Here is an 11661-nt window from a genome sequence, read left to right as displayed (position 1 = left end):
CTCCGCTTCGCTCCGATTGCTTTAATAAGTTTAAATTATAACCTTAACTACGAGAGAGCCGGAATTACACTCATTTTTTAATCTATCGATCGACACCAAAACAGTCTGAATCTTAATATATTATGTCCTTGGTATGACGATCGTAAAACCAGGATATCGTTCTACGGATTGCCTCACGGTGTGGAGTTGGATCGCTGCCAAATACTCGCTCATACTTCTGACAATCGACGATAAAAGGCTGTTCAAATTCGTAACTAATTTCTTTGATTTCGCGCAGTATCGGGTTAAACAATCCCAGAAAATTCAACATTAATGGGGAAGCAATCCGTAATTTAGGGGTGTATCGTGCCTCGGCAAAAATCAGATCGAGAAACTGTCGAGTAGTTAGAGTTTCGGCACTAGGAATATGCCAGATTTCACCCAAAGCTTCTTCTCGCTCTCCCAGCGTTACTAAACCTTTAGCAAAATCTTCAATAAACGTATAAGTATGGGGTACATCGAGCTTGCCAATCAGATTCAGGGTTTTCCCTTCTACCAATGCTTGAAACACCACTTCACCCATCATCGAATTTAAGACCCCAGGACCGAAAAAATCAGACGCTCGACCGATCGTGGCTTGAATTCGACCCGATCGATGTGCTGCCATTAGTTGCGCTGCTATTTTCGATCGCACCAACCCCTTTTTCCCCGTAGCTCGATCCGGTAAATCTGGTGTAATTAGTCCTGAAACCCGACCGTACATATAGAGATTATCTCCATACACTACTTTTGCCCCCGAAGTCTCCGCACCCAAAATTACCCCATCCATCATCGGCGGCAGGGCAGTCGTCCACTCAGGATAGGGCGCATTGGCACAGTGGTAAATTACCGATGCCCCCTGGCAGATTTTTCTCATCTGGGTAGGAGCGGTAATATCTCCCCGCACAACCTCAATTCGATGTCCTAGATCGAATCTATCAGCAGAGCGAGAAACAGCACGAATCCGCTTGCCTTGCCGAACTAGTTGCCACACCACAGCACTCCCTAGACCACCACTCGCGCCTAAAACAACATGCAATCTATCGTCCCTAGTCATCATAAAATTGGGTATAAACCGCGTCCTGTCTGGCTATTGACACGGCAGGTAATAGTAGTTATTCGGACAAATCGCCACTGAGAGTAATGGCTAGCTTTTCGAGTTCGAGCGCGGCGGCTTTAGCCAGGTAGCGATCGCAAAACTCGCGGAGTTCGTTGGCTCAATTCAGTTCGTAGATAGCTTGTTCGATGGACATATTTATAGACTAATTAGTACTTGGCAGCGAGATGGCGATCGACTTTGGCAGCTTTCGTTACTAGTACGATCCCCATCGCCAAAAACCACAGTTGTAAAATGCTTACTGATACCAATGAGCAGACTTTCAGCAACTAGCAACCAGCCAGCAATCGCATACAAAGATTTTTGAGGGGATATCATACAGCTCTATAAACATTCCTGAGAATATATTAACACGATCGGGAATGTTGTCAAGGATGTCTTATTTCTATCTCGTGGAAATATTGGTGCGATTGGGATATGCTAGACAGGTGGATTCTTTGCCCTGTCAAGATTTGTAAGATTTGTCGATCGCTAAAAAGTTATGAATTGTCACGATCCCGAAAAGCTCAGACAAATTTTGATTTGGATCGGGGTGTCAAACCAGTTAATGACCACACGATTCGATCGCTTGATGAATGAGCGGAATTTGCCATTGCCGCAGTTCTCCATGCTGAACCACTTTAGCCGCGATCCACAGCAGCGTTACACCATCACCCAGCTTGCCGCAGCATTTCAGGCAAATCAACCTGCCATGACTAAAACGGTGCAGCATTTATTGGAAAAGGGCTATTTAGAGTTCCAAGTCAGTCAGGAAGATAAGCGAGTTAAATTTCACTCAATTACACCCGCAGGTCTAGCCGCACACCAGCAGGCGATCGATCGCCTCGAACCAGATGCCCAGCTTATCTTTGCTGAATGGAGTTCAGAGGAGATTGAGACGTTGCATAAATCTCTGTTTCGCTTAAAAAATTGGTTAGACGATCGCCGCGATACAGTGGGGATCGACAATGAAGTATAACGGATTGAGTTGACTATATTCCTAGTAATTACATAAGAGGTTATTTATATGGAAGAAATGGTTCGGATAGTCTTGCAAAAAATGATTTTATAACAACAGCTAATCTGGCAATTAATGACAAAAATACTAGGGAATAAAAGCAGATAATTATTCAGCTTGAATACTTTCTAATGTTTGGAGCATGTTTGCGGTGGTAAATGGTTTGGTGAGAAATGCACTCACTTGTTGTCTCTCAACCATTGATTCTAAATTGAGAACAGAACCGCTCATCACCACAATTTGAACTTGGGGGTTAATCTGTTGTAAAGCCAGAATTGTCGATCGAGTATCCAGATGGGGCATCATCATATCGATGAGGACGATGGCAATACTCCGATGGTTTTGGGCATAAATATCGATCGCTTCGATCCCGTCGCTAGCTAGCATCACGCGGTAATTGTATGTCTCTAGAGATTCTTTGACAATTTCCCGAATTGTGACCTCATCATCGACAACTAATGCCAACTGCCCCTTGCCATCATCTAAATCCGCTGCTGCGGCTGAAGATTCGGCTTCTTTACTATAAATCGCGGGCAGATAGATTTTAAAACAAGTGCCGCGCCCGATCTGGCTCTCTACCTCGATCGCGCCTCCATGCGCTTTGACGATACCCTGGACTGTCGATAGTCCCAATCCCGTCCCCGTATCTTTGGTAGTAAAAAACGGCTCGAAGATCCGATCGAGTGTTTCACCAGTCATCCCCATGCCTGTATCGGTAATACTAATTAGGATATAAGCTCCCGCTGGTGACTGGATCTGGACAGAATCGGCATCGATGATGATGTTCTCCGAACTCGCCGTCAGGCTGCCGCCATCGGGCATCGCATCCCGCGCATTGACAAATAGATTCATCAGCACTTGATGAATCTGTGTCGCATCGACATTTACCAGCCACAGATCTTCGCTAGCGTTGTTAACTTGAATTTCAATGGACTTAGGGAAAGTTTGTCGCGCCACACTAATCAGTTCTGTCAGAATATGCCGCGCTTGGATTGTCGTGCGCTCTCCATCCAGCCCCCGCGCAAAAGTGAGAATTTGCTTGACTAAACCACTCCCGCGTTTGGAACTTTCGACTAGCATATTCAATAGTCGGCGATTGCGATCGTCCAAATTGGGCAGCGTCATCGGTAAAAGCTGCGCCACACCGACAATCGGCGTAAGGACATTATTCAAATCGTGGGCGATACCACTAGCGAGACTACCCAAACTCTCTAGCCGTTGAGCGCGGAGAAACTGCTGCTCTAATTGTTTTTTCTCAGTGATGTCGGTATCGACACTGAGAATCGAGCGGGGATTCCCCGCCTCATCGCGCACCAACGTCCACCGACTTTCGGCGATTACTTCCTTCCCACTTTTAGTTCGCTTGTGTAATTCACCTTGCCACGCGCCCTGTTGCCGCACTGTCTGAGCGGCGATCGTGACTTCTGGTAGGATGTCTGTATAAAACAGTTCCATTGTCTTGTGCCCCACTGCTTCTGCAGCTGTCCATCCATAAATAGACTCCGCGCCTCTGTTCCAGAATTGAATCCGATCGTCCAAATCTCGCACGATAATCGCATCTGTCGCGATATTTAGCAAGGCAGCTTGCTCTTGGATTTTTTGTTCTGCGGCTCTGCGCTCCGTGATATCCATCATCGTGCCGATATAACCACTCACAGTTCCCGACTCATCATAGATGCCGATTGCCTTGACAAAGACCCAGTTTACACTTCCTTGGGGAGTTACAAATCGATGCTCCGAGGCGAATTCCTGCCGATTTTGCACGGCAGTATGCCACTGAGAATAAATCGATGCTCGATCGTCAGGATGAAGCGTGTTTGCCCAACCTTCTCCCAGAGCTTCAGCTAGGGTCGATCCGATTAGTTCTAAACATTGCTGATTGATAAATAGACACTTGCCCTCAACATCGGTTTGAAAGATGCCGACAGGAGCCGATGTTACGAGTGCGCGATAGCGGGATCTACTTGCTTGGAGTTCTGTCTCAATCTGTTTGCGACTGGTGATATCAAACCGAATCGATAGATATTGAAACGGTTGTCCGCGATTGTCTAAACAGGGGACGATCGTCGTCGCTACCCAGTAATAACTACCATCCTTAGCACGATTTTTAATTTCACCACTCCAGACTCGTCCACTAGTAATTACTGCCCATAGATCTTGGAAAAATTCAGGCGGATGGTAGCCAGAATTGATAACTCGGTGGGTTTTACCGATTAACTCATCTGATGAATATTGAGATATTTCACAAAATTTGTCGTTGACAGAAATAATCGTGCCATGTAGATCGGTTGCAGCAACAATGGCCGATCGATCGAGCGCATATTTCTGAAATTGGAGCGAATCCAAAGTCTCTAGTGTCGTAATTTCAGCCTGTTTGCGTTCGCGTAGCGCGGCTTGCCGTTCGGTAATATCTCTGGTAAAGCAACGGGTATGGACAAATTTTTCATCCTTAAAAAAGGCATGAGCATCGATCGAGATATCACAAACCGAGCCATCCTTTCGATAGACTTGAGTTTCACAATTTTTAACCGATTCATCATGTGAAACCCGTCTCAATAGGTCGGCGATTTTGGCTCGATCGACATGAAAATTGATTAATGGTTGACCGACATATTCAGATCGATCGTATCCAAACATATTTAATTCAGCTTGATTTACCCAGACAATATTACCCTCGATATCCACCCAGTGCATCCCAATTAGAGCATTATCGATGAAGTCAGAAATTCCCTGCTGACTGGCTTCTAAAGCGATATCACAAGATTGCTGTTCGGCAAATTTGACATGAAGTTCTTCGGTGAGTAATGCCGATCGATCGGTTTCGATCGCCACTCGTTCTGCCAAAGTTTGAGAGGCTCGGCGTAACTGAGCTTCCACCTGTTCTCTTCTGGCTACTTCTGCCTGTAATTCTTGATTAGTCTGCTCTAATTCTGTAGCGCGAGCGAGCAGTTGCGATTGCAAACTCTCCATCATGTACAGCATTTCCAACGGATCGAGTAATTGCAAAAGATTCGACTGGGTAAGGATGCCCTCCAATTCGCCTCGCTCGTTCGTAACTACCACTCGCCGAATATTTCTGGTTTGCATAATCTGTTGCGCTGCCCACAGCGAATCTTTTGACTGCAAATAAAACAGCGGACTACTCATTACCGTCTGGGCTAATAACCGATCTAGATCGAGTTCGAGTGTCTGAAACTGGACGATATCCTGTTCGGTAATAATTCCGACTGGTTGTAATGGTTGTTGACTGTCCACAATGACGATCGAACTGATGTCCCGCTCGGTCATCATTTGGGCGATCTGTAGGATCGTCGTCGTGGGGAATGCACAAACTACATCACTCGTCATCCCCTCAGCGACGGAGCGAAATTTCAACAGATTGACTGGTTGCAGAATCTGGCGGATATGTTCTGGCGTGACGATACCGATGAGTTGCTGGAGATCGTTGAGGATCGGCAAATGGCGAATCTGATACTGTTGAAAGATCGTCAACGCACTCATCACCGTATGGCGATCTGAGAGTACTAAGGTTTGCAGCTCGGTAGTCATCACCTCCCCTACTTTCACGCTGTGGAGACTACGTTGACTGGCGGTGAGCTTCACTAAATCGCGTTCGGTAAAGATGCCAACTAATCGATCGTTGGCTAAAACTAATACCGCACTCTGATGTGAGGTAATCTGCCCGCTTAGAGATTGCGCTTCTGGAATAGCCGATCCGGGTGCAAGCTCGGCTGGCAACAGACAGTTACGTCCTTTCGCCCGACTCATCAACGAAATAACTTCTATGAGTAGCATGTCAGGATTTACCGTCAATGGCTGACAATCGACGATCGATGCCAAGCTTGGTAAATTCTGTAACAAACTAGCAGTATTTGACATGCAAGCTCTCAAATAAATTACTTTCATCTATACTAAGCTTAGTCGAATTTCTATGCAAAGCAAGCTCGACACAATTTCAATCTGCTTTGCCATTATTAAATTGCACGTCCCTAATGACAATTTAGATCGGCGATCGATCGAATCCGATCGTAATCTTTTTTGGAGACAAGTGGTTTCTGTCAAAAGGTTGACAGTAACGATCGATGCACCAGATCGGTTTCGGTAGAAATAGTTGACGATCGCTAATTTGAAGAACGTCATCATGTTGTGTATTCTCACCAATCGACAGCCTCGGCTTTATTCTAAATTAGTTTCGATTCTTCTAAGGGAAAGGCTACGCCAACGGATTCAAGTTACCAAATTTTTTCCATTCTTAACACAAATCCAGGTAATTCTGGATCGCCCGTGACAAATTCTGGTCGATCTAAAACTTCAGGCGATCGATCTGGACGATAGATATAAACCTGGCAATTTTTACGGTCGATTAACCAGCCCAACGATACACCGTTGTCAATGTATTCCTGCATTTTTGTTTGTAGCGATGTCAGGGTATCGCTAGCAGATCTTAACTCAATGGCAAAATCTGGACAAATTGGTGCAAAGGACGCTTGTTCTGCTGCTGTCAGAGCATTCCAACGTTCTAATTTAATCCAGGAAGCATCAGGAGAGCGGGTAGCTCCATTGGGAAGGGTAAAACCTGCACTAGAGTCGAAGCCAATCCCCGTTCCATTGTGCTCTGTCCAGACCCCAAGCTGTGCGGCAATGTTAAAATTGCGGTTGCCTGTATCTGAAAAAGCAGGTGGCATAACAATAACTTCTCCTTGGGCGGTGCGCTCGATCCGTAGTTCTTGATTGGCTTGGCAAAATTCATAGAATTGCGCTTGCGTCATTGTAACGATCGCCGGAAAGTTAACCGTTATGGGTGTATTATCGGTTTGGATTAATAATGTTGTCATGTCAATTATCTCCGGTACAGCAAGGCTGAACGCTCCACTTTATAACGTATAGGCAGATATTCTCCTATTATATTGAATATTCGGTTCTAATCAGAATCGAGCAGTAATTGGCATAATATATCGACCTGATCTAAGATCGGACGACTTTGCCGAGAATGGAGCGGATTATCTGCTGACACAGCAGCATTAATCGCCATCAATGCTGCTTGAATTTTCGCCTTAGTTGCTAACTTTACGCGCTCGGCATCGATTCGTTGCCATTGGGCAGCTTTTAATCTTTGGACTTGTTGACGCTCCATTAAATTAGTAATTCGCGCAATAATTTCTGGTCCGATCACTGGTTTGGTCACAAAATCATCAGCCCCGATCGCAAAAACTTGTTGAATTAATGTTGGTTCGGTGTGGGCAGTCAGAAAGATAATTGGTAAATTAGCATACTCGGCTCGATCGCGAATTGACTTACATAAATCTAAACCACTCACGATCGGCATTTCAACATCTAAAATTAATAAATCTGGTTTGCACATTGGCAAGATCTTCCAGAATTTTTGAGAATCGGCTAGAGTAGTAATTTTAAAGCCCCAGGGCAATAGTAATGCGCGTAAAATCGCCAGAATCTTCAGATCGTCGTCAACTACTAATACATGAATTTGAGTTGATTCCGCCTCAGCGATCGCCCGCTCGATCTCTGCCATTAGATCCGCAATTTTAGTGGGGCAAACACTAGTCCAATTTCCCAAATGCTCTACTACTGGATCTAACAGATCGGGATTGGTGAGGGCAATTACTGGGACTAATGGCACCTGTTTATTGATATCAACTAATAAGCCTAAAACTGCTGCTGTCTGCTCGATCGCCGCCTCAGTTAGTAAAATACTGCGGGTACGCTCTCGCTGGAGTTGGGATCTGGCAGCCGCGATCGTCGGTACAATTTGAACATTCCAACCGTGTTGGCGTAGCCTTTCGGAACGAAAATCGATGGCCATCGATTGGATTTCATGATTGAGATCTTTATCTGCCGATACTAACAGAATATCTGTTGTTAGATCCGGTGCAAAACTGTGCAAATCTGTCGTAACAATCGGTCGATCGAGTTCTTCGCGCAAGGCGGTGACGAGTGAGAGTAATAATTGCCCTTGTGCTGGAGTTAAATCTCGATTACTGTCAAGTAATTTCTCAATTTGGCGAGCCAATTCCGAACTCAGGGAAAAGCCAAATGTCCCCAACGAGCCAGTAAGTGAGTGGGCGATATTTTTACCGATTGTCTGCCAATCGGACTGAAGATCTCGGTTGAAAAATCTCACCGCTAGTTGCTCCAAGATCGCGACTTGCTCGTGAACTTGCCCCTTGAATTTCTCCCACGTATCAGTTAGCAATGCTGCCCCAGATGACTCGATGGGTTTGAGTCGATAACCAATGCCGTATACCGTTTCAATAAAATCGGCGGCTGCCCCCACTTGCTTGAGTTTATGGCGCAAACCTTTAATATGAGTGCGGATTACCTCTTCCCCAGGCGTATCGAAAGACCACAAATGGTCGAGAATAGCATTACAGCTAAATACGCGCTTGCTGTTGCGCAGAAATAGCTCTAATAAGGCATATTCTTTGGGCGTAACGGGGACTAATCGATCGCCAAAAGTAACATTAGTACTGACAGGATCGAGCTGTAAACTACCCCAACTTAAAATTGGTGCTGTCGGTGCATGACTGCGGCGCAATATTGCTCTGAGTCTAGCCAGTAGTTCATCCCGATCGAATGGCTTGCCCAAATAATCATCAGCCCCAGCATCCAAACCTCTGGTGCGATCGGCAGCAGAATCGAGGGAGGTGAGCAGTAAGATCGGAACGATATTACCTTTGGCACGAATCTCCCGACAGACACTAATCCCATCTTTCTTTGGCAGGGTGACATCTAGCAAAATCGCATCATATTCATAAGCATCGCTGAGATCTAAGCCTGCTTGCCCATCTGTTGCCACATCCACAGCATATTTATGGGTTGCCAAAATAGTCTCAAGCAGGAACGCAATCCCCGGATCGTCCTCAACTACCAGAATTCTCATCGGCTCATTTCCCGAACACTACTATCGATCGTGACACAGATTTGTCAGCTCTAGTCGCGTAATCCACCAATTTCTTCACAAGTTCCTCAACTTATCGATCTACTTTATAGATATGGACAGCGGATAGATAATATTTACGACAGTAAACCTACTCCCTTCCCACCCAAGAAATAGACATTTGCAATTTGCAATTCACTATTCACTAGATGTCTAATCCTTCACTGGGAAGGGAGTAGCATTGATAAAGAGAGCAATAGGTATGTCATTAATTAAAGAATTTAATAATTTACGCCAACAAATGGACAAATTATTTGACGATCTTGCCCACGAGCAACCACATTTAGGCATGTTTGCTAAAGTGGGGGAAACTCCCTGGACTCCAGCGATCGAATTACAAGAAACTGAGACAGAGCTGCTACTCAAAGCTCAACTGCCAGGAATTAAACCAGAAGAATTAGATATTCAAGTGAGCGAAAATGCTGTTTTTCTATCTGGAGAACATCAAGAAGAAATAAAGACAAATGAAAAGGGCGTATTCCGATCTGAATTTCATTACGGTCAATTTAAACGGGTAATTCCCCTACCTGCCACAATTAATCGAGAACAGGTGAAAGCAGATATGGTATCGGGTTTGCTGACTTTAACCATGCTCAAGGCTACTCCCGCTTTGCCCCATTTGGTAAAAGTCTCACTAGCGGCTGCCGAGCAACCATCTGTGCTGCCTGAACCAGTGAAAACATCTATTTAGCTTATATTTTCTAACTTGCATAAATTTAGGAGTATTTAGCCATGAGCGAACAAAAATTCCTGCTAATTTCAGCAACTATTTTTGCTTTAATTGCACTCTTGCATGTGTTTCGATTAGTGACTAATCTGCCAGTTCAAGTTGGGGCTGTTACTGTCCCAATCTGGGGATCGTGGTTGGGCGCGATCGTCGCAGCCGGATTGAGTATCTGGGATTTGCGGTTGATGTCTCAATGGAAACAAAGTCATACATAACCTAATCGATCGATATCATGAAAACAGACTATTTAATCGTAGGAAGTGGTTTATCAGCATTAGTCTTTGGCGCATTGATGGCTAAGGCTGGTAAGACAGTACGAGTGCTGGAAGCTCACGAACATCCTGGTGGATTTGGGCACAGCTTTACAATGTCGAAAAAATATACTTTTAATGCTCAGTTGCATTATGTGTGGGATTGTGGTGAGGGACATACGGTAAATCGGGTGCTGAAAAAACTTGGGTTCGATCGAACTATTACTTTTAATCGGTTCGATCCAGATGGATTCGATCGAATGCGAATGCCCGATTATCAGCTCGATATTCCCAGCGATAGTGCCGAATTAGTCCGGCGATTAGTAGCTCTATTTCCTGAAGCTGCCGAAAATTGTCAACAGTTTGTAAAGGAAATTCATGCGGTTCGCGCTGGATTACGCTATCTATCACCACCGATTCAACCATTAGAATTATTAGGACATCTCGGCGAAGTCTATCGTGCGCTGCAATACCTCAATAGTACGCTTCAAGATGCGTTTGATAAGTTCAAATTACCTCAAGCTGCTCAAACATTACTCGCCTTGCAATGGCCAGATTTCTTATTACCGCCAGAGCGATTATCTTTCTATGCTTGGGTAATTTTATTTACAGGTTATCAAGAGGGAGCTTTTTATCCCACTCAACATTTCGATCGAGTGATTAATGCTCTAGTTGATGTCATTACTCAAGCTGGCGGTGAGGTATTACTAAACCAAAAAGTGACAGACTTCTCGATCGTGGACAATACTGTAACAGGCGCAAAGGCAATCGATTTACTCACTCATGAAACTCACGAATGTCTTGCAGATACAGTTATCTGTAATATCGATCCGAAACAAGCTGCTGCCAAAATTGGCATCGAAAAATTCTCGAAATCGATCCAGCGCAAGTTAAATTATGACTATTCGCCATCTAATTTTATGGCTTATTGTGTCGTCCAGGGGATTGACTTGCGAGACTATGGCTTTGGCAAGTCAAATACATTTCACAGTGGCGATCTAGATCTAAATGTGGCATTCGATCGGATGTACAACGAGCATGACTATAGCAATCCTAGTTTTGCGATTACCACCCCCACCTTATTAACTAACTATGGTGGTGACTGTCCTCCTGACTGCCAAATTATCGAATTTTTGACAGTAGCTAACTATGAGTATTTCAACCAATTAAAACAACACGCTCCCAAAGCCTATCGACACAAAAAAGCAGAAATCTTAGAATCCATCCTTGATATTATAGAACGAGATTATATTCCTAACTTTCGTAGTTATTTAGTCTTCAAAATTACTGGTAGTCCAACTACTAACGAACACTTTTGCTACTGTCCAGAAGGCAACTCTTATGGTTCTAGTTTAACACCCCAAAATATGGGACTCGATCGACTAAATCACGAAACATCTCTCAAAAACTTTTACTTCTGTAATGCCTCATCTGGTTATCCTGGTTTCGCGCCGACTTTTTGGACTGGTGCGCTGTTATATCAACGATTATCAGGAGATCTCATTTTAAATTAAAGGATTTTCGGACTCTCAATCAAAATGTCCATCCCAATCGTTCGGATTGTAATTTAATTCTAGAAAATGGCGTATTAGAATT

The 11661-nt window shown here is 44.5% G+C and carries 9 protein-coding genes; 5 read left to right on the top strand and 4 right to left on the bottom strand.

The genetic code is table 11. The features are described from left to right. Window positions 1–112: 112 nt before the first annotated feature. Window positions 113–1078 carry an NAD-dependent epimerase/dehydratase family protein gene (locus RMO79_RS00615; protein ID WP_310481106.1) on the bottom strand — a complete coding sequence of 322 codons (966 nt, stop codon included), beginning with the start codon at window positions 1076–1078 and terminating at the stop codon, window positions 113–115. A 604-nt stretch (window positions 1079–1682) separates the two neighbouring features. On the opposite strand from RMO79_RS00615, the gene RMO79_RS00610 reads away from it, so the two are divergent. Next, window positions 1683–2093 carry a MarR family transcriptional regulator gene (locus RMO79_RS00610; protein WP_310481105.1) on the top strand — a complete coding sequence of 137 codons (411 nt, stop codon included), beginning with the start codon at window positions 1683–1685 and terminating at the stop codon, window positions 2091–2093. Between the two features lie 147 nt (window positions 2094–2240). Here the strand turns inward: RMO79_RS00610 and RMO79_RS00605 are convergent, their stop codons facing one another. Further along, window positions 2241–6038 (bottom strand): PAS domain S-box protein, encoded by a 3798-nt coding sequence (locus RMO79_RS00605; protein WP_310481104.1) that lies wholly within the window; start codon window positions 6036–6038, stop codon window positions 2241–2243. A gap of 25 nt (window positions 6039–6063) precedes the next feature. On the opposite strand from RMO79_RS00605, the gene RMO79_RS00600 reads away from it, so the two are divergent. Further along, complete coding sequence (locus RMO79_RS00600; RefSeq protein WP_310481103.1) at window positions 6064–6237, top strand: hypothetical protein; 174 nt, start codon at window positions 6064–6066, stop codon at window positions 6235–6237. Between the two features lie 127 nt (window positions 6238–6364). Here the strand turns inward: RMO79_RS00600 and RMO79_RS00595 are convergent, their stop codons facing one another. Together RMO79_RS00595 and RMO79_RS00590 are read right to left on the bottom strand one after the other, a co-directional pair. Next, on the bottom strand, window positions 6365–6967 hold the full coding sequence (locus RMO79_RS00595) for a Uma2 family endonuclease (protein ID WP_310481102.1): 603 nt from the start codon (window positions 6965–6967) through the stop codon (window positions 6365–6367). An 86-nt stretch (window positions 6968–7053) separates the two neighbouring features. Further along, window positions 7054–9030, bottom strand: a complete 1977-nt coding sequence (locus RMO79_RS00590) for a response regulator (protein ID WP_310481101.1) — start codon at window positions 9028–9030, stop codon at window positions 7054–7056. Between the two features lie 259 nt (window positions 9031–9289). On the opposite strand from RMO79_RS00590, the gene RMO79_RS00585 reads away from it, so the two are divergent. The 3 genes from RMO79_RS00585 to RMO79_RS00575 are packed head-to-tail and all read left to right on the top strand — an operon-like array spanning window position 9290 to window position 11579. Continuing rightward, a complete protein-coding gene (locus RMO79_RS00585; RefSeq protein ID WP_310481100.1) occupies window positions 9290–9778 on the top strand; it encodes an Hsp20/alpha crystallin family protein in 489 nt (162 codons plus the stop codon). Between the two features lie 41 nt (window positions 9779–9819). After that, window positions 9820–10029 carry a hypothetical protein gene (locus RMO79_RS00580; RefSeq protein ID WP_310481099.1) on the top strand — a complete coding sequence of 70 codons (210 nt, stop codon included), beginning with the start codon at window positions 9820–9822 and terminating at the stop codon, window positions 10027–10029. 17 nt (window positions 10030–10046) lie between these two features. Then, the gene (locus tag RMO79_RS00575; RefSeq protein ID WP_310481098.1) at window positions 10047–11579 is read left to right on the top strand and encodes an NAD(P)/FAD-dependent oxidoreductase; all 1533 of its coding nucleotides are present in this window, start codon (window positions 10047–10049) and stop codon (window positions 11577–11579) included. The last annotated feature ends 82 nt before the right edge of the window (window positions 11580–11661 follow it).

This window comes from Chamaesiphon sp. VAR_48_metabat_403 (assembly GCF_031422475.1).
GTDB lineage: Bacteria > Cyanobacteriota > Cyanobacteriia > Cyanobacteriales > Chamaesiphonaceae > Chamaesiphon.
The sequence above is the reverse complement of the archived record's forward strand: the minus strand, read 5'-3'. Positions and strand labels throughout refer to the sequence as shown.